This window comes from Sphaerisporangium fuscum, assembly GCF_018531465.1.
Classification (GTDB): Bacteria; Actinomycetota; Actinomycetes; order Streptosporangiales; family Streptosporangiaceae; genus Sphaerisporangium; species Sphaerisporangium fuscum.
In genome coordinates this window covers 13,723-39,518 of sequence record NZ_JAHDTF010000021.1, presented here as the reverse complement: position 1 = coordinate 39,518, position 25,796 = coordinate 13,723, and the positions used below count along the sequence as shown (strand labels likewise).

The 25,796-nt window shown below is 72.6% G+C and carries 19 protein-coding genes and 1 tRNA gene; 15 read left to right on the top strand and 5 right to left on the bottom strand.

Going from position 1 to position 25,796, the window contains the following annotated elements; translation table 11 throughout:
* The first annotated feature begins 4 nt into the window (after positions 1-4).
* From KIK05_RS25735 to KIK05_RS25700, 8 genes are all read left to right on the top strand, one after another.
* A complete protein-coding gene (locus tag KIK05_RS25735) occupies positions 5-859 on the top strand; it encodes an ABC transporter permease (protein ID WP_214413410.1) in 855 nt (284 codons plus the stop codon).
* Entirely contained in the window at positions 856-1,695 is an 840-nt protein-coding gene (locus KIK05_RS25730) for an ABC transporter permease (protein ID WP_214413409.1), read from the top strand. Before KIK05_RS25735 ends, KIK05_RS25730 begins: the two co-directional genes overlap by 4 nt.
* A 67-nt stretch (positions 1,696-1,762) precedes the next feature.
* Positions 1,763-3,157 (top strand): NAD(P)/FAD-dependent oxidoreductase, encoded by a 1,395-nt coding sequence (locus KIK05_RS25725; RefSeq protein WP_214413408.1) that lies wholly within the window; start codon positions 1,763-1,765, stop codon positions 3,155-3,157.
* A 133-nt stretch (positions 3,158-3,290) separates the two neighbouring features.
* On the top strand, positions 3,291-5,816 hold the full coding sequence (locus KIK05_RS25720; protein WP_214413407.1) for a carboxylate--amine ligase/circularly permuted type 2 ATP-grasp protein: 2,526 nt from the start codon (positions 3,291-3,293) through the stop codon (positions 5,814-5,816).
* Entirely contained in the window at positions 5,816-7,648 is a 1,833-nt protein-coding gene (locus tag KIK05_RS25715) for an N-acetylglutaminylglutamine amidotransferase (protein WP_214413406.1), read from the top strand. Before KIK05_RS25720 ends, KIK05_RS25715 begins: the two co-directional genes overlap by 1 nt.
* On the top strand, positions 7,645-9,399 hold the full coding sequence (locus tag KIK05_RS25710; RefSeq protein ID WP_214413405.1) for a S9 family peptidase: 1,755 nt from the start codon (positions 7,645-7,647) through the stop codon (positions 9,397-9,399). The genes KIK05_RS25715 and KIK05_RS25710 overlap by 4 nt, the downstream gene beginning before the upstream one ends.
* Positions 9,400-9,443: 44 nt before the next feature.
* A complete protein-coding gene (locus KIK05_RS25705) occupies positions 9,444-10,331 on the top strand; it encodes an alpha/beta hydrolase (protein WP_214413404.1) in 888 nt (295 codons plus the stop codon).
* A gap of 36 nt (positions 10,332-10,367) precedes the next feature.
* Positions 10,368-11,294, top strand: coding sequence for a ribonuclease Z (locus tag KIK05_RS25700; RefSeq protein WP_214413403.1), 927 nt, complete (start codon positions 10,368-10,370; stop codon positions 11,292-11,294).
* 57 nt (positions 11,295-11,351) lie between these two features.
* Here KIK05_RS25700 and KIK05_RS25695 read toward each other — a convergent pair.
* Positions 11,352-11,425: transfer RNA gene (locus KIK05_RS25695), tRNA-Met, on the bottom strand.
* Positions 11,426-11,481: 56 nt separating this feature from the next.
* On the bottom strand, positions 11,482-12,513 hold the full coding sequence (locus KIK05_RS25690) for a LacI family DNA-binding transcriptional regulator (RefSeq protein ID WP_214413402.1): 1,032 nt from the start codon (positions 12,511-12,513) through the stop codon (positions 11,482-11,484).
* Between the two features lie 240 nt (positions 12,514-12,753).
* On the opposite strand from KIK05_RS25690, the gene KIK05_RS25685 reads away from it, so the two are divergent.
* From KIK05_RS25685 to KIK05_RS25675, 3 genes are read left to right on the top strand one after another with little or no spacing between them, the layout of a single operon-like run.
* Complete coding sequence (locus tag KIK05_RS25685) at positions 12,754-13,905, top strand: Gfo/Idh/MocA family protein (RefSeq protein ID WP_308250112.1); 1,152 nt, start codon at positions 12,754-12,756, stop codon at positions 13,903-13,905.
* 28 nt (positions 13,906-13,933) lie between these two features.
* The gene (locus tag KIK05_RS25680; RefSeq protein ID WP_250563443.1) at positions 13,934-15,082 is read left to right on the top strand and encodes a dihydrodipicolinate synthase family protein; all 1,149 of its coding nucleotides are present in this window, start codon (positions 13,934-13,936) and stop codon (positions 15,080-15,082) included.
* A complete protein-coding gene (locus KIK05_RS25675) occupies positions 15,079-15,960 on the top strand; it encodes a sugar phosphate isomerase/epimerase family protein (protein WP_308250111.1) in 882 nt (293 codons plus the stop codon). The genes KIK05_RS25680 and KIK05_RS25675 overlap by 4 nt, the downstream gene beginning before the upstream one ends.
* Before the next feature lie 4 nt (positions 15,961-15,964).
* On the opposite strand, the gene KIK05_RS25670 is transcribed toward KIK05_RS25675, so the two are convergent.
* Positions 15,965-16,405, bottom strand: coding sequence for a hypothetical protein (locus KIK05_RS25670; RefSeq protein ID WP_214413401.1), 441 nt, complete (start codon positions 16,403-16,405; stop codon positions 15,965-15,967).
* Between the two features lie 214 nt (positions 16,406-16,619).
* Between KIK05_RS25670 and KIK05_RS25665 the strand changes: the two genes are divergently transcribed.
* Positions 16,620-17,993 carry a glycoside hydrolase family protein gene (locus KIK05_RS25665; protein WP_214413400.1) on the top strand — a complete coding sequence of 458 codons (1,374 nt, stop codon included), beginning with the start codon at positions 16,620-16,622 and terminating at the stop codon, positions 17,991-17,993.
* Positions 17,994-18,025: 32 nt separating this feature from the next.
* Here the strand turns inward: KIK05_RS25665 and KIK05_RS25660 are convergent, their stop codons facing one another.
* Complete coding sequence (locus KIK05_RS25660) at positions 18,026-20,122, bottom strand: hypothetical protein (RefSeq protein WP_214413399.1); 2,097 nt, start codon at positions 20,120-20,122, stop codon at positions 18,026-18,028.
* Positions 20,123-20,372: 250 nt separating this feature from the next.
* Here KIK05_RS25660 and KIK05_RS25655 point away from each other — a divergent pair, with 250 nt between their 5' ends.
* From KIK05_RS25655 to KIK05_RS25645, 3 genes are all read left to right on the top strand, one after another.
* Positions 20,373-21,281, top strand: a complete 909-nt coding sequence (locus tag KIK05_RS25655; protein WP_214413398.1) for a TIGR03564 family F420-dependent LLM class oxidoreductase — start codon at positions 20,373-20,375, stop codon at positions 21,279-21,281.
* A 104-nt stretch (positions 21,282-21,385) separates the two neighbouring features.
* Positions 21,386-21,715, top strand: coding sequence for a hypothetical protein (locus tag KIK05_RS25650; RefSeq protein ID WP_214413397.1), 330 nt, complete (start codon positions 21,386-21,388; stop codon positions 21,713-21,715).
* A gap of 142 nt (positions 21,716-21,857) precedes the next feature.
* Positions 21,858-23,078 carry a cation:proton antiporter gene (locus KIK05_RS25645; protein WP_214413396.1) on the top strand — a complete coding sequence of 407 codons (1,221 nt, stop codon included), beginning with the start codon at positions 21,858-21,860 and terminating at the stop codon, positions 23,076-23,078.
* Here KIK05_RS25645 and KIK05_RS25640 read toward each other — a convergent pair.
* Complete coding sequence (locus KIK05_RS25640; RefSeq protein ID WP_214413395.1) at positions 23,053-25,722, bottom strand: PEP/pyruvate-binding domain-containing protein; 2,670 nt, start codon at positions 25,720-25,722, stop codon at positions 23,053-23,055. The genes KIK05_RS25645 and KIK05_RS25640 overlap by 26 nt on opposite strands.
* Positions 25,723-25,796: the final 74 nt, after the last annotated feature.

The following is a 25,796-nucleotide window of genomic DNA, read 5'->3' as shown; positions in this document are numbered from 1 at the left end:
ACCCATGAGACGCAAGATCGCTCCTTACCTGCTCATCCTTCCGGGCGGGCTGTGGCTGGTCATCTTCCTGGTGGTGCCGCTGGTCTTCATGGCCTCGGTGTCCACCATGGAGGGCGACGTCGTCAACGGCTTCCTGCAGACCTTCCACTTCTCCAACTTCAGCCAGGCGCTGGGCGAGTACAAGACACAGTTCCTCCGCTCGGTTATCTACGGCGCGGCCGGCACGATCCTGGCGATCGTGCTGGCCTACCCCATGGCCTACTGGATCGCGTTCAAGGGCGGCGCCCGCAAGTCGACGTACCTGCTGCTGGTGCTGCTGCCCTTCTTCGTGTCGTTCGTGCTGCGCACGGTGTCGTGGAAGTTCCTGCTGGCCGACGACGGCATCCTGCTGGAACCGCTCAAGAACATCGGCCTGCTGCCCGAGGACTTCCACATCCTGGCGACCACCGCGGCGGTGATCGGCGGTCTGACCTACAACTACCTGCCCTTCATGGTGCTGCCGATCTACGTGGCCCTGGAGCGGGTCGACCCGCGCGTCATCGAGGCGTCCTACGACCTGTACGCCACGGGGCGTGAGGCCTTCACCAAGATCGTCCTTCCGCTGTCGCTCCCGGGCGTGTTCGCGGGCGTCCTGATGACCTTCGTCCCGATGACGTCCGACTACGTCAACGCCTCGATCCTCGGCGGCCCGGCCAACACGATGATCGGCAACATCATCCAGACGGAGTACCTGGTGAACAACGACTACCCGGCCGGCGCGGCGCTGTCGTTCACGCTGATGGCGGCGATGCTCATCGGCATCTTCGTCTACGCCAAGGCGCTCGGCACCGAGAACGTCCTCGAGGCGGCGGCGCGATGAGCGGCCCGCTCAGCCCGGCCGTCCCCGCCACGAACGCCGCGCCGCTGCGCCGTCCGCGGGCCCGGTGGGGCGACCGCCTGCTGTTCGGCTACACCTGGCTCGTCCTGCTCTGGCTGTTCGCGCCGATCGCGGTGATGATCGCCTTCGGCTTCAACGACACCAAGAGCAAGTCCAACGTCACCTGGCAGGGCTTCACGCTGAAGTGGTGGGGAAGGCTCGGGGACTACCCCGACCTCACCACCGCCGTGGTGAACTCCCTCACCATCGCCCTGCTCGCCACCCTGATCACCACCGTGCTCGGCACGCTGCTCGGCATCGCCCTCGGGCGGTACCGCTTCCGCGGACAGGCCGCGACCAACCTGCTGCTGTTCGCGGCGATCTCCTCGCCCGAGCTCGTCATGGGCGCCTCGCTGCTGTCGCTGTTCGTCGCGCTCGGCGTGCAGACCGGTTTCGTGACGATCGTCCTGGCGCACGTGCTGTTCTCGGTGTCGTTCGTCGCGGTGACCGTACGGGCCCGGGTGGTCGGCCTGGACGGGTCGGTCGAGGAGGCCGCACGCGACCTGGGGGCCTCCACCTGGATCACGTTCTGGCGGGTCACCTTCCCGATGATCCTGCCGGGTGTCGTCTCCGGCGCGCTGCTGGCGCTCGCCCTGTCGATCGACGACTTCGTGATCACGCAGTTCACCAGCGGCGCGACCATCACCTTCCCGCTGTGGATCTACGGCGCGGTCCGCATCGGCGTCCCCCCGCAGGTCAACATCCTCGGCACGCTGATCTTCGCGGTGGGAGTGGTCATCGCCGTCATCAACACGCTTACCTCGCGCCGTCGCCGGTGACGGGGTATATCCGCCGGTAGGGACGCTGCCGGACCAAGACGACGCAGTTCGTTGGGACGTGAAATCCGTGGATCCGCTGAAAGCACTGGCTGACGCGGAGCGTAAGCCGTACTGGTTGGACAGTCCGGACAAACCTGAGCCTCTTCGCCGGCTCTTCGAGGACACCGCCGCGGACCTGGCCGTGGTCGGCGGCGGGTTCTCCGGCCTCTGGGCCGCGCTCATGGCGAAGGAACGCGACCCCTCCCTCGACGTGGTCCTGCTCGAGGGCAGGCGCGTCGGGTGGGCCGCGTCGGGCCGTAACGGAGGCTTCTGCGTCGCCAGCCTGACCCACGGGCTCGGCAACGGCCTCGGCCGCTGGCCGCAGGAGATCCTCTCACTCGTACGCCAGGGGAACCGGAACCTCGACGAGATCGAGCGGACGGTCGCCAGGTACGACATCCGGTGCGCCTTCGAACGCACCGGAGAGCTGCACGTGGCCACCGAACCATGGCAGCTCGACGACATGGCGAAGGACATCGAGATCGCCCGCGAGCTCGGCATGGACCACAGGCCCCTCAGCCAGGAGCAGGTGCGCGCCGAGGTGGACTCCCCGACGTACCTCGGCGGGGTGTGGGACCGCGACGGGTGCGCCATGCTCGACCCGGCGAGGCTCGCCTGGGGCCTGCGGGAGGCGTGCCTGTCGCTCGGGGTGCGCATCTACGAGCGCAGCCCCGTCCGCTCCCTGCGGGACGACGGGACGGCCCTCGAACTCGTCACCCCCCACGGCAGGGTACGGGCCGCGAAGGTCGCCCTCGGCACCGGGGCCTTCCCCCCGCTGCTCGGGCGGCTGAAGAACTTCCTGGTGCCGGTCTACGACTACGCCCTGATGACCGAGCCGCTGACCGCCGAACAGCTCGCCTCGATCGGCTGGCACAACCGCCAGGGCGTCGGCGACGGCGGCAACCAGTTCCACTACTACCGGCTGACGGAGGACAACCGCGTCCTGTGGGGCGGCTACGACGCGGTGTACTACAACGGCGGCAGGGTGAAGGAGGAGTACGAGCAGCGCGACGCCACCTTCGCCACGCTCGCCGCGCACTTCTCCACCACGTTCCCGCAGCTCGAGGGCGTCCGCTTCACCCACCGGTGGGGCGGCGTCATCGACACCTGCAGCCGGTTCAGCGCGTTCTACGGCACGGCCCACCGGGGACGGCTCGCCTACGCCGTCGGGTACACCGGCCTCGGCGTCGGCGCCACCCGGTTCGGGGCGAACGTCATGCTCGACCTGCTGTCGGGCGAGCCGACCGAGCGCACCGAGCTGCAGATGGTGCGGGACAAGCCCGTGCCGTTCCCGCCGGAGCCGATCCGGTCGGGGGTGATCCAGCTGACCCGCTGGTCGATCGCCCAAGCCGACGCCCACCAGGGCCGGCGCAACCTCTGGCTGCGCACCCTCGACCGGCTCGGGCTGGGCTTCGATTCCTGAACGAGGAGGTGGGCGCGGGCCGTCACATGGCGCCCGCGCCCGCTCACCCTGCGAACCGCTCCGTGCTGACAGGCATGATTCGGTGCCCATGGGCAGAAGGCCGTCATACCCCTTTCGGACGAAGGACGGTGGGATGACGGGGCTCACGGAGTCGGTCGCCGTAGGCGTCGAAGAAGAGTTCCACGTGGTGGACCTCGAGACTCGCCATCTCGTGCCACGCGCGGGGCAGCTCCTCGGGCGGCTGCCCGAGGAGCGCTTCACGCAGGAGTTGCAGCGGTCGGTCGTGGAGGCCAACAGCCGGCCGTACGTGCGGCTGGAGGACCTCGGGCACGACCTGACGGCGCTGCGGCGCCTGGTGGTGGAGGCCGCCGACGGGCTCGGGCTCGGGATCGTGGCGGCCGGAGCGGTGCCGCTGGTCGATCCGGCGGCCCTGAAGATCTCGCCGGACGCCCGGTACGAGCAGATGCTGGAGGACTACCAGCTCCTCACCCGCGAGCAGCTGATCTGCGGTGCGCAGGTGCACGTGGAGGTGGCCGACCGCGACCTGGCCGTCGAGGTGGCGCACCGGGTGGCCCGGTGGCTGCCGCCGCTGCTCGCCCTCAGCACCAGCTCGCCGTACTGGCTCGGCGTCGACAGCGGATACGCCAGCTCCCGCACCCTGGTGTGGCAGCGCTGGCCCACCACCGGCCCGGTCCGCCGGTTCGCCTCCGCGGCCGAGTACGACCGGATGGTCGCCGGCCTCATAGAGTCCGGGGTGATCAGCGACCCCGGCATGATCTACTTCGACGTCCGCCCCTCCGCGCACGTGCCGACGGTCGAACTGCGCATGTGCGACGCCTGCCCGCGCGTGGAGGACGTCGTGCTGCTGGCGGGGATCTTCCGCGCGGTGGTGCTGCGCGAGCTGCACGCGATCGAGAGCGGCGGGCCGTTCGAGGAGGTGCCGCTGGAGCTGGTGCGGGCCGCGACCTGGCGCTCGGCGCGCTCCGGCCTGGAAGGCGTGCTGATCGACCCGGCGGAGGGGGTGCCGTTGCCCGCCGCCCAGGTGGTCCGGCGGATGCTGGCCGGCCTGCGGCCCCAGCTGGAGGCGCAGGGCGACTGGGACCTGGTCAGCACCCTCGCCGAGGACGCCCTCGGCCGGGGCAGCTCGTCCGCGCGCCAGCGGGCGATCATCGAGCGCGGCGGCACCCTGACCGAGGTCGTCGACAGCCTGGTCGCCGAGACCCGGCCGGACGGCGAGCTCGCGCTGTTCGGCGGCGGCGACGCGGACACGGTGACGAGCCTGCTGAAGGGATACGAGGCGGTACAGGACGAGGCCGTCATCGAGGGGATCGTGCGCGAGCCGTACCAGCCGGTCTTCCAGGTCCTCGAACGGCTCGGGCCGGTCGAGCTGCGCGAGCGGGAGACCCGGCGCGACCGGCACATGAGCAGGGCGGGCATGACCTTCGACCTGGACGGCGAGAGCGCCGGGCGGAGCCGGAAGATCCCCCTCGACCTCGTCCCGAGGCTGATCGCCGGCGACGACTGGGCGAAGATCCGGCTCGGCATGCCGCAGCGGGTCCGCGCCCTGGAGGCGTTCCTGCACGACGTGTACGGCCGGCGCGAGGTGATCAGGGACCGGGTGATCCCCGCCTGGGTGGTGGACGAGTCGCCCGGCTACCGGCCCGAGGGCCGTCGCGTCCCCGCCGGCACGATCAGGTGCTCGGTGGCCGGGCTCGACGTGGCCCGCGACGGGGCGGGGCGGTGGGTGGTGCTGGAGGACAACCTCCGGGTCCCCTCCGGCATCGCCTACGCCGTGGCCAACCGCAGGGTGCTGACCCACGCGATCCCCGAACTCGACCGCTCGGCCGTCCTCGACCCGGAGGGGACGACGGCGATGCTGCGCGAGGCCCTGGCCGCCGCGTCCGGGGTGAGCGCCCCGCGTCTCGGCGTGCTCACCCCCGGGGCCGCCGACCCGGCGTACTACGAGCACCGGACGCTGGCGGAGGAGATGGGCGCGGTGCTCGCGGAGGTCGGCGACCTCACGGTGCGGGACGGCGAGGTCCGCGTCGCGGGCGAGCGGGTGGACGTGCTGTACCGCAGGGGCGATGAGGACGACCTGCTGACCGCCCCGGTGGGGCCCGGCATCCTCGACGCCGTGGAGCGGGGAACGCTGGTCCTGGCCAACGCCCCCGGCAACGGGGTCGCCGACAGCAAGGGCCTGTACCGCTACGTGCCCCGCCTCATCGACTACTACCTGGGAGAACGCCCGTTGCTGTCCAACGTCACGACCTACCTCTGCCGCGACCCGGAAGATCGCGAACAGGTGCTCGACCGGCTTTCTGAGCTGGTGGTCAAGCCGGTGGACGGCTACGGCGGGCACGGCGTGATCATCGGGCGGGACGCGACGGCCCGGGAGCTGGACGACGTCCGGGCCGAGATCCTCGACGCCCCGGAGCGGTGGGTGGCCCAGGAGACCGTCGAGCTGTCCACCCATCCGACCTTCGACGGTGAGCGCATGCGGCCGCACATGGTCGATCTGCGGGGGTTCGTCTTCACGGGGGAGCGGGCCGTCGTCCCGCAGGCGGCGCTGAGCCGCGTCGCCCCGGTGGGCAGCATGATCGTCAACTCCTCGCAGGGCGGGGGGACGAAGGACACCTGGCTGATGAAGGAGACCGTCTGATGTGCGGCCTCAGCGGAGAGATCCGGTTCGACGGGCGTCCCGCCGACATCGCCGCGGTGGAGCGCATGACGGCGGCCATGGCGGACCGCGGCCCGGACGGCACGGGGCTGTGGTCGCTCGGCCCCGTCGCGCTGGGCCACCGGCGGTTGAAGATCATCGACCTGTCGGACCGGGCCGCGCAGCCCATGGTGGACGCCGAGGCGGGCCTCGCGGGGGTGTTCAACGGCTGCCTGTACAACTACCGGGAACTGCGCGAGGTCCTGCTCGGAGAAGGGTACCGGTTCTTCTCCACCTCCGACACGGAGGTGCTGCTTAAGGCCTACCGCCACTGGGGGCCCCGGTGTGTGGACCACTTCAAGGGCATGTTCGCCTTCGCGGTGGCCGAACGGGACACCGGGCGGCTGGTGCTCGGACGCGACCGGCTCGGCATCAAGCCGCTCTACCTCACCCGTGACGCCGACCGGCTGCGGTTCGCCTCCACGCTGCCCGCTCTGCTCGCCGGTGGCGGGGTGCGCACCGATATCGACCGGGTGGCGCTGCACCACTACATGACGTTCCACTCGGTGGTGCCCTCGCCGCGCACCATCCTGACCGGCGTCGAGAAGCTGCCGCCCGCCACGGTCCGCACGATCGAGCCGGACGGCACGGCGCGCGACGACCGCTACTGGCACCCGACCTTCACCCGCCCGCGGGAGGGCGGTGTGCCGGGGACCGGGGCCGTGCAACTGGACCTGCTGCGGTCCGGCATGGGGGAGATGGGGCCCGCGCAGTGGCGGGAGGCGGTGCTGGACGCCCTGCGGGCCGCCGTGCGGCGGCGCATGGTGGCGGACGTGCCGGTCGGCGTGCTGCTGTCCGGCGGCCTCGACTCCAGCCTGATCGTCGCCCTGCTCGCCGAGGAGGGCCAGCGGGACCTGGCGACGTTCAGCGTCGGCTTCCAGGCGGCCGGGGGCGAGTCGGGTGACGAGTTCGCCTACTCCGACCTGGTGGCGAAGACCTTCGGCACCGACCACCACCGCATCCTCGTCGACGACCGGCGGCTGCTGCCCGCCCTGGGGGAGGCCGTCGGCGCGATGAGCGAGCCCATGGTCAGCCACGACTGCGTCGCCTTCTACCTGCTGTCGCAGGAGGTGGCCCGGCACGTCACGGTGGTGCAGTCGGGGCAGGGCGCCGACGAGGTGTTCGCCGGCTACGACTGGTATCCGCCGCTGGAGCACGTCGCGCGGCCCGACGCCGTCGAGGCGTACGCGAAGGTCTTCTTCGACCGCCCGCACGACGGCCTGGCCGAGATCCTGCAGCAGGACTACCTGATCGGGCACGACGCCAGTGCCGAGTTCGTCCGCGAGCACCTGGCCGTGCCGGGCGCGGACACCGCCCTGGACGCCGTCCTGCGTCTGGACACCACGGTCATGCTCGTCGACGACCCGGTCAAACGGGTCGATAACATGACAATGGCCTTTGGTTTGGAGGCGCGGACGCCGTTCCTCGACCACGAGCTGGTCGAACTGGCGGCCATGTGCCCACCGGAGCTCAAGCTCGCCGCCGGAGGCAAGGGGGTGCTCAAGGAGGCCGCCCGGGGGCTCGTACCCGACGAGGTGATCGACCGCCCGAAGGGCTACTTCCCGGTCCCCGCCATCCGCCACATCCACGGGCCGTTCCTCTCGATGGTCCGCGACACCCTCACCGGCCCGACGGCGCGTTCGCGCGGCCTGTTCCGCCCGGCCATGGTGGACAAGCTGCTCGCCGCGCCCGACCAGTACAGAACGACCCTCGGAGCCAACGCCCTGTGGCAGCTCGGGCTCCTGGAGTTGTGGTTGCAAGCGCAAGGAGTATGACCGTCGACGTTCCGTGGACCTGCCGCTTCCCCTCCCTTTCACCCGACGGCACCGCCGTCGCCTTCGTCAGCGACCGCGACGGCCGTCCCCGAGTGTGGGTGCGATCCCTGCTCGACGACACGGCCGCCGCCCAGGTGATCGACACCGGGCCCGAGCCGGTGGAGAACGTGCTGTGGTCGCCGGACGGCGAGTGGCTCGCCGTCCTCGTCGCGCCCGGCGGGGGTGAGCACACCCAGGTGTGGGCCGTGCGGCCGGACGGCACCGGCCACCGCCTCCTTGCCGGGCCCGCCGACGACCTCGCGGGGTCGGCGGCGTTCATTCGCTGGACCGGCCAGGGGGCGACCCTGCTCGTGGCCGAACTGACCCCCTCCGGCGTGGCCGAGGCCGTCCTCGTCGACGCCGCCCGGGGCCACCGGGAGACCGTCGCCTCCGGGACGCTCATGTGGCCGGCCGCGGTGAGCCGCGACCACAGCCGCGTGCTGCTGCGCCAGGGCCCGAGGGGCAGGCGGGAGATGTCCGTCGCCGACCTGCCGGCGGGGGACGAACGGCCGCTGCTGCCGCCGACCACCGACCTCGGCGTGCTCTCCCCGGACGGCGAGGTGGCCTACGTCCGCTCCGACGCCGGCCGCGACCGCCTCGCCCTGGTCGAGATCCCGGTCGGCGGAGCGCCCCGCGTCCTCGCCGAACGCCCCGACGGCGAACTGGCCGGGCTCTCCCTCAGCCTGGACGGCCGCCTCGCCCTGTTGCTGTGGAACATCGCCGGGCGTTCCGAACTGGAGGTCGCCGACCTCGTCGACGGCGGCGTCCGGCCGCTCCCGCCGCCCCCGGCGGACGTGGTCAGATCGGCCCGCGTGTCGTACGACGGCACCCTCGCCGTCATGGCCGCGGAGGGGCCGGCCACGCCCTCGCACGTGCTGGTCTGCGACCTCGCGACCGGCCGTTACCGCCGCGTGGCCGGGGACGACCCCCTTCCCGAGAAGATCGAGACCGAGCTGGTCCGCTTCCCGGCCAGGGACGGCCTGGAGCTGACCGGCTGGCTGTACCGGGCGGGCCCGTCCCCGACGCCGTGCGTGATCTACCTGCACGGCGGGCCCGAGAGCCAGGAGCGCCCGGGGTTCAGCCCGCTGTTCCAGCGGCTCCTGGCGGCGGGCATCAGCGTCTTCGCCCCCAACGTGCGCGGCTCCTCCGGGTTCGGGCGGGCCTTCCAGGACGCCGACAACCACGCGCTGCGGTTCAACGCCATCGACGACGTCGCCGACTGCGTGGAGTACGTCGTGCGGGCGGGGGTGGCCGACCCCGGCAGGGTGGCGTGCATGGGCCGCTCGTACGGCGGCTACCTGACCCTGGCGGCCCTGGTCACCTACCCCGAACTGTTCCGCGCCGGGGTGGACGTGTGCGGGATGGCCGACTTCGCCACCTTCTACGAGCACACCGAGCCGTGGATCGCGGCGGCCGCCGTCGGCGAGTACGGCGACCCGGTGGCCGACCGCGACCTGCTGCGGGCGCTGTCGCCCATCCACTCCTTCGACCGGCTCGCCGCGCCGTTGCTGGTCGTCCACGGCGCCCAGGACACCAACGTGCCCGTCTTCGAGGCCGAACAGGTCGTCGCCGCCGCCACCGCGCGCGGCGTCCCGTGCCGCTACCTGCTGTTCGAGGACGAGGGCCACGAGACGCTCCGGAAGGACAACAAGATCCTCTTCATGGAGGCCGTCGTCCACTGGCTGCGGCGGTGGACCGCCGATCCTCGGTGACCCCTTGGAGGACGGGACGGCCGCCGATGCGGTTGACTTGCCGCATGGTCGATCGAGTCGAGTTCACCGCCGACGGCATCACCCTCGCCGGGCACCTCAGGGTGCCGGAAGGGCCGGGCCCGCACCCGGCGCTGGTCTTCACCGGGCCGCTCACCGGAGTCAAGGAGCAGGTCACGGGCCTGTACGCCGCCCGGCTGGCCGCCGAGGGCTACCTCACCCTCGCCTTCGACCACCGCAACTTCGGCGAGTCGGGCGGCCTGCCCCGGCGGCACGAGGACCCGCAGGGCAAGCTCGCCGACCTGCGGGCCGCCGTCTCCTACCTGCGCGGGCTGCCATCGGTGGACGGCGCGCGCGTCGGTGCCGTCGGCGTCTGCCTGGGCGCGGGCTACGCCCTGCGCCTGGCCGCCTTCGATCCCCGGGTCAAGGTCTTCGTGGGCATCGCGGGCGCGTACAACAATCCGTACGCCATGCGGTCGGGGATGTCCGACGCCGGGTACGAACAGGCGCTGGCGTCCTTCACCGAGGTGCTCGAACGGCAGGACCAGGGCGGCGAGGTGGAGTACATCCCGGCGGTGGCCGCCTCCGGGGAGGCCGCGATGCCGGGGGACGAGCCGCAGGCGTACTACGGCACCGAGCGGTCGGCGGCGGAGAGCTGGGTCAACGAGATCACCAGGGCCTCGCTGCGCGAGCTGATCACCATGGACAACATGATCGGGGCCGACTTCCTCTCCCCGAAGCCCGGCCTGATCGTCCACGGCGTCGTCGACCGGATCTGCTCCCCGGAGGGCGCCGAGGAGGTGTACAAGCGGCTGTCCCAGCCCAAGAAGATCGCCTGGATCGACGCCAAGCTCCACATCGACCTCTACGACACCGAGCCCCACGTCACCCGGGCCGTCGCCGAGACCACCCGCTTCCTGGCCGAACACCTCTGACACGAGCAGGGACCGTCGCTGTTCTATCCTGCGCAGGTGTCCTCGCGTGAGCTCGTCGTTCTCGGCACCGGAAGCCAGACGCCCACCCGGCGTCGCAACCACAACGGGTACTTCCTGCGGTGGGACGGCACCGGGCTGCTGTTCGACCCGGGTGAGGGCACGCAGCGGCAGATGATCCTCGCCGGGGTGGCGGCGAGCGACGTCAACCGGATCCTGGTGAGCCACTTCCACGGTGACCACTGCCTGGGCCTGCCCGGCGTCATCCAGCGCATCTCGCTCGACCGGGTGCCGCACGCCGTGTACGCGCACTTCCCCGGCTCCGGCGCCGAATACTTCTCCCGCCTGCGGCACGCCAGCTCGTACCACGAGGCGGCGACGGTCGTCGCGCAGCCCGTCCAGGAGCCCGGTGTGATCGCCGAGGGGGCCTTCGGGCGGATCGAGGCGCACCCGCTGGAGCACGCCATCCAGACGTTCGGCTACCGGCTGGCCGAGCCGGACGGCCGCCGGATGCTGCCCGACCGGCTCGCCGCCCTCGGCGTCACCGGGCCTCGCGTGGGCGAGCTGCAACGGGAGGGCCGCATCCGCGCCGCCGGGCGCACGGTGACGCTGGAGGAGGTCAGCGAGGTCCGGCGCGGGCAGCGGTTCGCGTTCGTGATGGACACCCGGCTGTGCGAGGGCGTGTTCACCGTCGCCGACGGCGCCGACCTGCTGGTGATCGAGTCGACGTTCCTGGACGAGGACGCCGGTCTGGCGCACGACTTCGGGCACCTGACCGCGGGCCAGGCAGGGTGCGTGGCCCGGGAGTGCGGGGTGCGCACCCTCGTGCTCACGCACTTCTCCCAGCGCTACGCCGAGCCGGAGACGTTCGGCGTCCAGGCCGCGCGGCACTTCGCCGGCGACATCGTGGTGGCCGAGGACCTCACCCGCGTCCCCGTCCCACCGCGCCGTCGACACGACGCCTAGCGAGGAACGACCGAGGCCCTGGTCTCCGAAGGTTCGGAGACCAGGGCCTCGTTTCAGTAGCGGGGGCAGGATTTGAACCTGCGACCTCTGGGTTATGAGCCCAGCGAGCTACCGAGCTGCTCCACCCCGCGTCGGCATGACCTACCTTACCGTCGATCTCCCCAAGCGCAAACCGGAAAGGTGAATCTCACCCCGGCCGGGGAGCGGTGCTGGCGCGGAGGACGACCTCGCCCGTGACGCGCTCGACCCGGCTGCGCGGCCCCGCCGGGCGCAACGCCATGGCCATCACGCGTCTGCCGAGCTCCTCCAGCGGGAGGCGGACGGTGGTCAGCGGGGGCACGAGGTCGGCGACGACCGGGATGTCGTCGAAGCCCGCCAGCGACACCTCGCCGGGTACGGTCAGACCGTGCTCACGCAGGGCGGTGAGCGCGCCGACCGCCATGACGTCGGTCAGCGCGAAGACGCACGTCGCGCGCAGGCCTCTCCGGAGCAGTTCGGTGGCCGCGTCGTATCCGCCGTCCCGGCTGAAGGCGCCCTCGACGATCTGGTCGGGGGCGATCGTGACGCCGGCCTCGGCGAGCGCCTCCTGGAACCCGCCGAGGCGGTCGGTCACCGTGGTCAGCGAGGCAGGCCCGGTCAGGACGGCGAATTCGCGATGCCCGAGGCCGAGCAGGGCGCGGGCGAGGGCGGCGCCTCCGGCGCGGTTCTCGGGAAGGACGGCGTCGACGCGCAGCCCCGGGTGCCGGCTCACGGCCGCCACCCGGCCGCCCGCGGCGGTGTAGAGGGCGAGCTCCCGCCGCATGGCCCGCTGCCAGGCACGGTCCTCGAATCCCGACCCGATGAGCAGGATCGCCCGTACGCGCTGCCCGCGCATGGTGGAGACGTAGGACGCCTCGCGCCCGGGGTCGCGGAACGTGCTGCCCAGCATCACTTGCAGGCCCTCCTCGTCGGCGGCCCGGACGACGCCCCGCGCGATGCCGGCGAAGTACGGGTCGCCGATGTCGTGGCAGATCACGCCCACCGCCCGGCTGGACGCGCGGGCGAGGGCCTGGGCATGGGCGTTCGGTGTGTACGCCAGCCGGTCGGCGGCGGTGAGGACGCGGTCACGCAGGTCGGCGCGGACGTGGGTGGCGCCGTTGAGCACCCGGGACGCCGTCGCGGCCGACACCCCGGCCTCCTGCGCCACGTCGTCCAAGGTCACCTGCGGCCGTTCGCGCACTGCGGTTCACCATGCCCCTTGACCGGTACTCGAGATCAAACTTATGGTAGCGCCCAGAAAGCGCTTTCAGAATGCGCTTTCCGATCAAGCTGCAGAAAGCGCTTTCCCGGCCCGCGGAAGGCGCGAGAAGGAGGCGCGTCATGGCGACCCCCGGCCCCGGCCCCGATCGCGTGCTGCCCGGCGCGGGTTCGGCCGCCTGCTAGCGGCGGCTTCCACCACTACAGAACAGGAGACCCACAGGTGACGACACGGACCCTCGGCGTTGTCATGAACGGCGTGACCGGCCGCATGGGCTATCGCCAGCATCTGGTCCGTTCGGTCCTGGCGATCAACGAGCAGGGCGGGGTGGCGCTGTCCGGCGGCGACCGCGTGCTGCTCGAGCCCGTCCTGGTCGGCCGCAACGACGCCAAGCTGCGCGACATCTGCGAGCGGCACAACGTCAAGTCCTGGACCACCGACCTCGCCGGCGCCCTGCGCGACCCGGACAACCAGGTGTACTTCGACGCCCAGGTCACCTCGGCCCGCGTCGGCGCCGTCAGCCTGGCCCTGGAGGCGGGCAAGCACGTCTACGCCGAGAAACCGACGGCCGAGAACCTCGACCAGGCCGTCGAGCTCGCCCGTCTCGCCCGGCGGGCCGGCGTTCACAACGGCGTCGTGCAGGACAAGCTCTTCCTGCCGGGCCTGCTCAAGCTCAGGCGTCTGGTCGACGGCGGCTTCTTCGGGCGGATCCTGTCGGTGCGCGGCGAGTTCGGCTACTGGGTCTTCGAAGGCGACTGGCAGCCGGCGCAGCGGCCGTCGTGGAACTACCGCGCCGAGGAGGGCGGCGGCATCACCCTCGACATGTTCTGCCACTGGTCGTACGTGCTGGAGAACATCTTCGGCCGGGTCGAGGCCGTCACCGCGCGGGTCGCCACCCACGTCCCGCGGCGGGTGGACGAGGCGGGGCGGGCGTACGAGGCCACGGCCGACGACGCCGCGTACGGGATCTTCGAGCTGGCCGGGGGCGTGGTCGCGCAGATCAACTCCTCCTGGTGCGTCCGGGTCAACCGGGACGAGCTGGTGGAGTTCCAGGTGGACGGGACGCACGGCAGCGCGGTCGCCGGCCTGCGCGGTTGCAGGATCCAGCACCGCGCGGCCACCCCGAAGCCCGTCTGGAACCCCGACCTTCCGCTCACGCACTCCTTCCGGGACGACTGGCAGGAGGTCCCGGACAACGAGGAGTTCGACAACGGCTTCAAGGTCCAGTGGGAGATGTTCGTGCGCTCCGTGGTCGAGGACACCCCCTTCCCGTACGACTTCCTGGCCGCGGCGCGGGGCGTCCAGCTCGCCGAGGGCGGGTTGCGCTCCTCCGCCGAAGGCCGCCGCGTCGAGCTCACGGAGATCGTCCTGTGATCGCTTCCAACGGCGGGAAGGAGGCTCCTTGATCACGCTGCCCACGCCGGACGGGCGCCTCGCGGCGTACGAGCCGCGGGAGCCGGTCGACTGGCCGCGCCCGTCCGGGCCGCCCCGCGCGCGCGTCGCCTACGCCGCCGCGCACGTCGTGGCCGACCCGCTCGGCGACAACACCCCCGGCGCGCCGGCCGCCGTCGACTGGGAGGCGACGCTCCGCTTCCGCCGGCACCTGTGGTCGTACGGTTTCCGCGTCGCCGACGCCATGGACACCGCCCAGCGCAACATGGGCCTGGACTGGGCCGCGACGCGCGAGCTGATCCGGCGCACGGCCGCCGAGGCCAAGGGCTTCGGCGACCCGGCCGAGCTGGTGTCCTTCGGAGCGGGCACCGACCACGCGGCGGAGGCCGCCTCCCTGGCCCAGGTGACCGCCGCCTACGCCGAGCAGATCGACACGGTCCAGTCGGCCGGCGCCGGGGTGATCATCATGGCCAGCCGGCAGCTCGCCGCCCTCGCCCGCACGCCCGAGGACTACCACGAGGTGTACGGGCGGCTGCTCGCCGAGGTGGACCGCCCGGTGATCCTGCACTGGCTGGGCGAGATGTTCGACCCGGCGCTCGCCGGCTACTGGGGGTCCCGTGACGTCGCGGCGGCCACCGAGTCGCTGCTGGCGCTGATCCGCGACAACGCCGCGCGGATCGACGGCGTCAAGGTCTCGCTGCTCGACGCCGGCCACGAGGTGCGGCTGCGCGCCGCCCTGCCGCCGGGGGTGCGGCTCTACACCGGGGACGACTTCAACTACCCCTCGCTCATCGAGTCGGGCAGCGACGCCCTGCTCGGGATCTTCGACGCGATCGCCCCCGCGGCCTCCCGCGCCCTCCAGGCCCTGGACGCCGGTGACACCGCGGCCTATCGAAGCGTCCTGGAGCCCACCGTGCCGCTGTCGCGCAAGATATTCCAGGCGCCGACGTACCACTACAAGACGGGCATCGTCTTCCTGGCCTGGCTGGCCGGGCACCAGGAGGGGTTCACCATGGTGGGCGGAGCGCAGTCCGCGCGCTCGATCGTCCACCTCGCGGAGGTCTTCCGGCTGGCCGACCGGGCCGGTCTGCTGCCCGACCCGGGCCTCGCCGAGTCGCGCATGCGGGCCCTGCTCGCCACGGCGGGGGTCGGCGCGTGAGCCCGCGCGAGGAGGTGGACGTCCCGAGCGGACGGCCGGCGGCCATCCCGACCCCCGCGCCGGGCGACCCGCGTCTGGCCCGGCTGTCCCTCAACCAGTGGACCACCCGGCACCTCGGGGTGGCGGAGGCGGTCGACGGCTGCGCGCGCTCCGGCATACCGGCCATCGGGCTGTGGCGGCAGCAGGTCGCCGAGCACGGCCTGGCGGAGGCGGCGAAACTGGTCCGCGACGCGGGGCTGCACGTGTCGTCGCTGTGCCGGGGCGGTTTCCTGACGGCCGCCGGTGCCGCCGCGCTGGACGACAACCGCCGCGCGATCGACGAGGCGGCCACGCTGGGCGCCGACTGCCTGGTGCTGGTCGTCGGCGGGCTGCCCGAGGGCTCCCGCGACCTCGCCGGGGCCCGGGCCAGGGTCGCCGAGGCCGTCGGCGAGCTCGTGCCCTACGCCCTCGCCGCCGGGGTGCGGCTCGCCCTGGAACCGCTGCACCCCATGTACTGCGCCGACCGGGCCGTGCTGTCCACTCTCGGCCAGGCGGTGGACCTGGCGTCCCGCTGGCCGTCGGAGGCGGTGGGGGTGGTCGTCGACACCTTCCACGTGTGGTGGGACCCGGAGGTGATCGCGCAGATCGCCCGGGCCGGCGAGCGGATCGCGAGCTTCCAGGTGTGCGACTTCCTCGTGCCGCTCCCCGCCGACGTCCTGCTGGGCCGCGGCATGATGGGCGACGGCGTCATCGGCTTCCGCCCGCTGCGGGAGGCGGTCGAGGCCGCCGGGTACACCGGCTTCACCGAGGTCGAGATCTTCAACGCCGACGTGTGGGCCGCCGATCCCGGCGAGGTGATCGCCACGCTGGTCCGCCGCTACGTGACCGAGGTCCTCTGAGTGCTCAGGTGGCCGGCAGGCACTCGGTCTTGCCGAGGATCTCCACGTTCGGCCTGGAGGGCCTGATCGTGACAGTGAAGACGATGCCGAGCGACTCCTTCTTCAGCACGCTGACGTTCATGCCGAACTGGGTGCCGGGTCCTTCCTCCGCCTGGTAACCCATGCTGTGGAAGTCGGAGGCGAGGGCCGACATGACGGCCGTCGCGCCCTGGCGCGGGTCGGCGCCCGGGGGGAGATCGCCGGTGATGGTGTAGACGCCATGCTCGGTCCCGGCCGGACAGCCGGAGGCGTCCCGGCCGGGACCGGCGGTCTTGCCGGTGAGGTCCAGCCCGCTCAGCAGCGTGCCGTCCTGACGGAGGATGGCCGTCGTCTCCTCGGCGGTCATCCCGTCACCGCACGCCGCGGCCAGCACCACAACCAGAGCCACCACCCCGAGACGCCGCATCCCGGTCACTTTACCCATCGCACCCCGGCACAGGACGAATTCCGTGACGGCGGGACGACCTCGTGGTCCATCGGGAGGCCGTCCGGGGCCGATCACCGGGGGAGACCCGCCGGCCGGATATCCGCTGGACCGGAAACGTCTATTTGTTCGTAACAATTCGCGCCATGGGCTGTGCCATGATCATCCCGTTTCCGATCAAGCGAGAGGACGCGTCGTGGCACACCATGGAGGTCTGTTCCGCCGGGCCGCGCGCTCGGTCGCCGGTGCGGTGGCGGCCGTGGCCGTACTGGCCTCGGTCCAGCCGGCGAGCACCGCGCAGGCCGCGGCGGCCGACATCACCGTCGACTTCGGCACGGCCCTGCGGGCGGTGCCGCGCGCCACGTTCAGCGCCGACATCACCGGCTACGGCTACCACCACTACATCACCAACGACGCCCAGCACCGCGCCATGCTCACCGGCCTGTACGGATTCGCCCGGATGCAGCTCGTCTACAAGGTCCCCGGCGATCCCACCAGCGCCATCGTGGCCGGGGGGACGGGGGCGGACACCACGGTGAGCGGCGACGACTGGGTCTCCTCCACCCGTTCCCTCGGCGCCGAGCCGATGGTGATCGTCCCCGAGGACCCGGTGGACGCCGCCAACCTCGTCCGCCACTTCAACGCGGGATCCGCCAAGATCACCCGGTGGGTCGTCGGCAACGAGCCCGACCCGCGCATGGACGCCGCCACGTACTCCGCCAGGTTCAACGCCGTGTACGACGCGATGAAGGCGGTCGACCCCACCATCTCGGTCGGCGGGCCGGCGGCGTCCAACCCGAACATGGCCTACCTGCGGACCTTCCTGGCCGGCAGCGGCAGCCGTACCGACTTCGTCGACTTCCACAAATACGGGGCCGGGGAGAAGGCGGCCTGCGACGGCAAGCTGCTGGCCGACACGCCGGAATGGTCCGGTGACGTGGCGGCGGTCCGCGCCCTCGTCCAGGAACTCGCGCCGTCGCGGGCCGCGCGGATCGGCATCCAGGTCGGCGAGACCAACTCCGACTGGGGCGTCCACCCCGCCCCCGCCGGATGCGACAACATCGGCGCCGAACCCGTCCAGTACCGCAACGCCGCCATCTGGTGGGCCGCCAGCGTGTTCGGGCACCTGGCCGAGGCGGGGGCCTGGGGATTCGCCTTCGGTGACAAGAACGGCGCGCTCGGCCTGCTGTACGACGAGCCGAACGCCAACGGAGCCGGGCTGAACGAGCGGATGCCCCTCTACCAGGGCCTCGGGTTCTTCACCGGCCAGCAGGGCACCGCGCTGGCCCACTTCGGATCCACACTCGTGAAGTCGTCCACCACGCTCGACGGGGTGGAGGTCTTCGCCTCCAGCGACCCCAAGGTCGTCGTGGTGGTCAACAAGAGCACCTCTCCGCGCAGCGCGGTCGTCTCCGCCGGCACCGGGGTGACCAAGGCCACGGTCCACCAGAAGGACGGCACGACCGTGAGCTATGCCAAGCCCACGCCCCTCGGCACGCTGCCGGTGACGAACGGCACCCTGACCCTCACCCTCCCGGGACCGTCGGTCACCCAGCTCGCGCTGTCCTGACCTCACGCCAGGACCGGCGGCGGGAGCTCACGTCATCCGTGCCGCGCGCACCTGTCGCGGAGTGCGGGGGAGAGGTCGAGGCCGGAGACGGTGGGGAAGAGCGACCGGGCCTCGTCGCGGCCGAGCGCGGTCTCCCGCATCCAGGAGAACTGCCCGGGGACGTGCTCGGTGAAGATCGGAGGGTCGCCCGCGACGGGCCAGCGTTCGACCTCCTGCCCGGCGGACTGGATGAGCCAGACCGGCACGGGCGTCCGTACGGCGAGCAGGCCCCGGTGCAGGGACAGCGTCTCGTCCGGCGTCCACCGTTCTCCCGACAGCGGACGGCAGTCGATCGCCAGGACCGCCCCCCGCCGCCCGGCCGCCCGGCACGGCCACTCGGTGCGGAGGAATTCGTAGGCCACCAGCACGTCCTCGAGCGCGGCCGCGCCGTCGCCCAGATCCGGCATGCGGTCCAGCATCTCCAGGTCCAGCGCCATCTGCTCGGCGCTGTAACCGGACGGCAACCGCACCGCCGCGGCCGTGGCGCCGGGGTCGCAGACCGCCTGGAGCTCGCGGAATATCGCCCGGTAGTCGTGCCAGCCGCCCGGGCTGTTCATGGGGGCGGGGCCGGGGAAGTCGGTGTCGCCGAGGAGGAACTGGGCGACGAACCGGTTGGTCAGGTCGGCGCCGGCCATGATCGTGTTGATCACCCGCAGCGCCGCGCCGGCCCGCAGCATGGCCGTCTCCCAGGCGGGCATCGGGCGCGGCGTCCACACCTCATGCGGCGGCGGGAACGCGGGCGGCTCCCGGCGCGGCCCGGAGGCGGAGGGGAAGGGCTCGCGCGGGGGCCGGGTCCAGGTGGAGTAGGAGTCGTCCAGGAGGCGCAGGTCCAGCAGGTCGACGTCGAGCACCCACCGCTCCGCCAGGAAGTCCGCCCGTTCGACCAGGTGGCGAGTCAGCTCCGCTTCCCTCAGGCACCAGACCGACTCCTGGTACCGGGGGGAGCGCAGCCGGACGACCGCCGGGGTCGTGCTGAACAGCCCCCACATCATCCCGGTGTTGGTCTCCCAGGAGGGGACGCAGGTCGCGTCGATGGCGCACCCGCCGGACGCCCAGAGCTCCGTGCGGGCCAGCACCGCCTTGGCGTCTCCCGAGCGGTGGCTGACGCCGACGGCGCGGCGGGGCCAGTCGGGTTTGGCGGCGTTGAAGGCGAAGCAGGCGAGGTCCTGCGGACGCAGGTGGGTCCAGGTCTCCCGGGTGGCGTCCTCGAGCCAGGCCATCGCCTTCAGGGTCAGAAGCCAGCGCCGCGCGACGGCCGGCGCGAGCGCCCTGAGGTGGGGGTCGTCGGAGCCCGCGGTCCGCCGCAGCGCCTCGACGACGGGATCGCAGCGCATGAGACGCGCCGCCAGCCGCAGCGCCTCGCGCATCTCCGGCAGGGGGAGGTCGCGGCTGAGCCATGCCCAGTGCTCACGCCAGCCCTCGCCCTGGCCGGTCCTGATGTCGGCCGCCCCGCGGAACGACAGGCGGCCGTCGGCCGAGGTCGTGAGGTTGTAGAGCAGGTCCAGGTGCCTTTCGGCGAACTGGTTGGCCAGAGCCCACGAAACCGGGAGGTTGATCTGCCGGGGGATCGAGAGACGTTCGGCGGCCAGATCGGCGAGGTCGCCGGGGGAGTCGTCGGGCGTGAGCATGACCTCCCGTAACAGCGGCCCGACCGCGGAGGTGAGCCACGCGCGCACGTGTTCGGCCGGGACCGTGCGGGTGTCCCGCATGCGGGTGAACTCGCCGACGGCCGCGCCGCGGCCGGACTGGGCGACGGACGGCGGCCTGTGCGGCCGGGTGCGTACGGCCGTGGCGCGAAAGGACTCCACCAGGGAGGTGACGTCGTACGACGGCCACTCGTCCAGCGGTTCGGGAGGGTTCCAGGTGCCCGGGCCGCGGGCGAGCCAGGGGTCGGAGGTCCAGCCCGCCGAGGGCGGGAGCACCGGGTCGTACGGCCGCCGCATCCGCTCGCGGATCTCCGCCCACGCCTCGGCGACGGGACCGGGGCGTGCGCCGCCGGCGAGGCCGAGGGCGCCGGTCAGCCAGGCGAGCGAGGCCGCCGCTTCGTTGCGCTCCGGGGCACGGCCCATCGCCGTCGTGTTCGACGTCATCGTCGGTGCTTGCCTCCACACCGCAGGACGGGAGCCGGACCGTGCGAGCTTGCCTCAAAATACTGCCCCGCCGCCGCGGTTGTCCCGTGCCTTCCCGACGACATCGGGTGCCCGGAGGGCGACTTCTCGGCAAGGATCCTCTCACGGCGAGGTCCGCGATGGTCCCGCTAGGGGTGAAGGTTCGGCTGCTCGCGGCACACGCGTACCATTGGGACGCCAACTAGAATTTGATTCTGTAAGGTCGGTGACCATGCGCATCGGGTTGTACCTCAACGAGCCCTCCGGGCCGGACGCCATCGCCAAGCTCGAAGAGCGGATCGCCCGGACGGCGGAGGACGGCTTCGCCTCGGCCTGGGTCTCCAACATCTTCGGTCTCGACGCGCTGACCGCGCTCGCCGCCGCCGGAAGCCGCGTGCCGGGCATCGAACTGGGCACGGCCGTCGTGCCGACCTACCCGCGCCACCCCGCGGTCCTCGCCCAGCAGGCCCTCACGACCAGCACGGCCCTCGGCGGACGGCTCGCCCTCGGCATCGGCCTGTCGCACCGGATCGTCATCGAGAACATGTACGGGTACAGCTACGACAAGCCGGCCCGGCACATGCGGGAGTACCTCTCGGTGCTGCTGCCCCTGCTGCGCGGCGAGCAGGCGGACTTCGACGGCGAGACCCTCAGGGGGCGCATCGGCCTCACCACCCCGCGCGTCGCCGACGTCCCGGTGCTGATCGCGGCGCTGGCCCCCCGCATGCTGCGCCTGGCCGGCGAGGTGGCCGACGGCACCGTCCTGTGGATGACGGGCCCGAAGACCATCGCCGAGCACGTGGTCCCGTCGATCACCGAGGCCGCGCGAGCCGCCGGGCGCCCCGCGCCCCGCGTCGTCTGCGCGCTCCCGGTCGGCGTGACCGACGACAAGGACGCCGCCAGGGCCCGCGCGAGCGAGGTCTTCGCCGTCTACGGCTCGCTGCCGTCGTACCGGGCGATGCTCGACCGGGAGGGCGCGGGAGGCCCGGCCGACGTCGCCATCGTGGGCGACGAGGACGAGGTCGCCGCCCAGATCGAGGCGCTCGGCGAGATCGGCGTGACCGACTTCGCCGCCGGGACCTTCCTCTCCGGCGAGGACGCCGTCCGCACGCGCGCGCTGCTGAAGCGCTTGGTCGCCTAGCCCCCGTTCGCCCTTTTGGAGCGGATTTGCGGTGAAATGTACAATTTGACTGCCGCCGAAGAGAGGGGACCGGGCGCTTGAAGGGACGATCGAACGCGATCGCCATGCCAAAAGCCCTCCCCCTTTTCGTGTTCGCGACCCTCGTGTCGCTCGTCGGCGTCCTCGCCACCGCGGGCCTGCCGAGCCCGCCTCCGGCGGCGCTCCACCACCGCGCTCCGGACATCACGGCCGTCGACCACCCGCTCCTGGTCACGGCGGCGCCGCCGGCGCCGCCCCGGACCATCCCGGCCGGCACGCCGCCCACGCCCGGCGCGCCGCGACGTACGGCGCCGGCGTGGACGACCGTCGTCCACGAGACCTCCCCTCCCGGCCCGGTCTCCCACCGGCCGTCCCGTCCCCGCGCGCCTCCCGCGGCTCCGATCGGCATCCAGTGACGTGACGTCCGCACAGACCGGCCCGCCCCTCGCCACCAGGAGGTCGCGAGGAGGTGTGGCACGGCCGGATCGGCCCAGGAGGTTTCGATGATCGACCGACACGCCCGCACGCTGCCCCTCTTCACCCGCGAGGGGAGGCACCATGGCACCGGCTGACGAGCTCGTCGCCCTCGGCGGATCCTTCCTGGCCGCGGGGGTCGTCGCCCGGCTCGGCAGCAGGATCGGCCTGCCGACCATTCCACTGTTCATGCTCGCGGGCATCATCTTCGGCCCGCACACCCCGGGCCTCGCCCTCGTGCAGGACCCCACCGACCTCAAGGTCGTCGCCACGCTCGGGTTGATCTTCCTGCTCTTCTACCTGGGCCTGGAGTTCTCACTCGACGACATCGTCCAGGGCGGCGGCCGGCTGCTCGCCGCAGGCGGGCTGTACCTGCTGCTGAACGTCGGCGGCGGCCTCGCCTTCGGGTTCGCCCTCGGCTGGGGGAGCAGGGAGGCGCTGCTGCTGGCCGGCGTGATCGGCATCTCCTCGTCCGCGATCGTCACCAAGCTGCTCGTCGAGCTGGGCCGGCTGGGCAACCCCGAGAGCCGCCTGATCCTCGGGGTCATCGTCGTGGAGGACATCTTCCTCGCGCTCTACCTCGCCCTCCTGCAGCCGATCATGGGCGGCGCGAGCAGCGGGGGCGAGGCCGTCCTGGCCGCCGGCAAGGCGTTCGCGTTCCTGATCGCGCTGACCGCCGTCGCCCGCTGGGGCTCCCGCCTCGTCCGGAAACTGGTGGAGACCCGGGACGACGAGCTTCTCGTCGTGCTGTTCACCGGCCTCGCCGTGCTCACCGCCGGAGTGGCCGAGAAGCTCGGCGTCTCGGACGCCATCGGCGCCTTCATGGTCGGCCTCATCCTGGCGAGCACGAAGGCCGCGGGACGGATCCGCACACTGGTCCACCCGCTGCGCGACGCGTTCGCCGCGCTGTTCTTCTTCGCGTTCGGCCTGTCGATCGCCCCTGGCGACCTCGGGCCGGTCGTGCTGCCCGTCCTCGCGGCGGTCGCGCTGACCCTCGTGCTGAACGTCATCGCGGGGGCCGTCGCGGCCCGCCTGCACGACCACGGCAGGCAGCAGGCCGTCAACATCGGGCTCACCGTCCTGTCGCGCGGGGAGTTCGCGCTGGTCCTGGCCACGCTCGCGCTGAGCGCCGGACTGGACGACCGGCTCGGCCCCTTCATCGCGGGGTACGTGTTCGTGCTCGCGATCGCGGGCCCGCTGCTCGCCGGGCGTTCGGGAGCGCTGACCCGTCTCCTGCCCGCCAGGCTCTTCCCGTCGCCCCGCCCCGCCGCGGACGGCGTCAGCGAGCCGGTTCCTCGGCGATGACGGCGCCGGCGGTGCCGTCCACGGTGATCTTCTGACCCGTGGTGATCCGCGAGGTGGCGTCCGGGACGCCGACCACGGCGGGGATGCCGTACTCGCGGGCCACCACGGCGCCGTGGGAGTTCGCCCCGCCCATCTCCATGACCAGGCCGCCGGCGGTGAGGAAGAGGGGCGTCCAGCCGGGGTCGGTGGACGGGGCGACGAGGATCTCCCCGGGTTCGAGGTGCGCGCCGACCGGGTCGAGCACCACCCGGGCCACGCCGGTCACCGTCCCCGGTGAGGCGGACGTACCGGTCAGAGCGCCTTCGGCCGGCGCGGCCCCGCCCACCGCCTCGGGCTCGGTGCCGTCGGACAGCAGCACCCGCGGCACGTGCCGGCGCCGCAGTTCGCGCTGGTACGTCTCGCGCCGCCGCCGCACGAGGTCGCGCTGGTCGGCGCCGCCGAGCGCCGCCCTGATCTCGCCGAGGCCCAGCATGACGACGTCGTCGGCGGCGTCGAGCAGCCCATCGGCGGCGAGCTCGCGGCCCACCGCGAGGACGTGCTCGCGCATCGCGGCCAGGGTGACGATGAGGTAGTTCTTGGGCATCTCGCGGTACCCGGCGAGCTCCCGCACACGGCGCAGGGCGAAGCGCACGAGCATGCCGCGCATCCCGCCGGCCCGGCGGGCCAGGGTCGCGATCATCGCCTCCGCCTCCTCGGCGCCACGCGCGAACTGCGCGTCCGGGGCCAGGGCGCGGTCGTCGAGCCGCAGGTAGTTGGCCAGCACGCCGAGCACGTGGGAGGGGTCGTCCGACCATCGCGGCATGCCGAGGTCGATCTCCGCCACGGCCCGGTGGCCGTACCGGGCGAGGAACCCCGAAAGTTCCGCGCGCAGCACCTCCGGCAGCGGGCCCTCGGGCAGGGACGGGCCGGACAGGGCGCGCACCGATTCCGCGTCCTCGCGGACGCGGGTGGCGGCGTGCCACAGGGCGAGGTCCATCTCGGTGGTGACGTTGTGCGGCAGGCCGCGCAGCACGGTGAGCAGCTCGCCGGGACGCGTCCGTCCCTTCAGCAGGCGACCGGCCAGTCCCAGCATGAGGAGGGCGGCGGCCGGCCCGGGGACGACCGTGGGGATCACCGGCACGAGCCGCGAGCCGAGGACCCGCTCCACGTGGTCGAGCCGCTGCGCGGCGCTGGCGCCCGGCGGCAGGACCAGCCGCGCGCGCAGCCGTTCGCCGGCCTGGGCGATGCGCCGGTGCGCGCTCGCCGGGCGCGCCAGAGCCTGCGCGATCCTGACGGGGATGCGATACCTCATCGCCAGCCTGAGCGTCCTGCGCAGGGCGGGCAGCGGCGAGCGCCGCGTCACGCGCAGCCGCGGGTCGGCGAACAGCCCGCGGAGCACGACCGCCGACCGCGCCTCCATGATGTCGAGCATCCGGGGGAGGACGGCACGGCCGGCGCGGCTGCGCAGCAGGCCGGTCACGTCACCGAAGATCCGCATGCCGGCCTCGACGACCGGGAGCGCGCCGTCCGGCCCGGTGGCGGACGGCGCGCCGTAGAGCCTGAGCGCCGAGCCGGCGATCGTCCGGAACGCCGAGATCCCCAGCGGCGTGATGGGCCGGTGCAGGCCCTGCGCCAGGCTGAAGCAGAAGTAGACCCGCAGGCCGTCGGGCCCGTCGGGCAGCGGATACAGCGTGGTGATCGGCCGTGCCTGGGTGAGCCAGAGGGTGCCGGAGGAGTCGATGGCCCACTCGATGTCCTGTGGCGCCCCGTAGTGCGCCTCGACCCGGGCGCCGAGCCGGGCCAGCGCGACCACCTGCTGGTCGGTGACGCACGCGCTCGGACGGTCGTCGCCGGGACGGCTGATCCGCTCGGTGCCGCCACCGGGAAGGGGACGGATGGCGACCAGCTTGTCGCCGAGCCGCCGCGCCGTGATCTTCATCGAAGGGCTCACCACGAAGTGGTCGGGGTTGACGGCCCCCGAGACCACCGCCTCGCCGAGCCCGGGTCCGGCGTCGATCACGCTCTCGTGGCGGCGGCCGGTGACGGGGTTGGCGGTGAACATGACCCCGGCGACCTCGGCCGGCACCATCCGCTGGATGACGACGGCCAGGCGGACGGCGGCGTGGTCGATGCCGTTGACCGCCCGGTAGGCGACCGCCCGGTCGGTCCACAGCGAGGCCCAGCACCGGCGGACCGCGTCGAGCACCGCGTCGGCGCCCACCACGTTGAGATAGGTGTCCTGCTGCCCGGCGAAGCTGGCGTCCGGCAGGTCCTCGGCGGTGGCCGACGAGCGTACGGCGACCGCGCCCTCCGCGCACTCCCGCACCGCTCGCGCGACGTCGCTGGGGACGGGCGCGGCGAGGACCAGGCCGCGGGCGCGGCCGGCCAGCTCGGCGAGCGCCGCGGTGTCGCCGGGAGCGGTGCGGGCGAGGGCTTCGAGCACGTCGTCCAGGCCCGCGTTCCCGGCCACCCGGCGGTACGCCTCGGTGGTCAGGCAGCAGCCGGGAGGGACGGGGAACCCGGCCCGCGTGAGCACGCCGAGGTTGGCTCCCTTGCCCCCGACCAGGGGAAAGCTCTCGGCCGTCATGTCGTGGAACTTCAGGATCAGCGGACGGCCCGCCGCTTCCGCGCCCGCCGTCCGGCCGTCGTCCCGAGGCTTCGCCATCGCCCCGCCCTCCTGCGGCACTCCAGTGGAGGGGGAGTCCCTCCCTCGATGACCCCAGCGTAAACTCATCAACT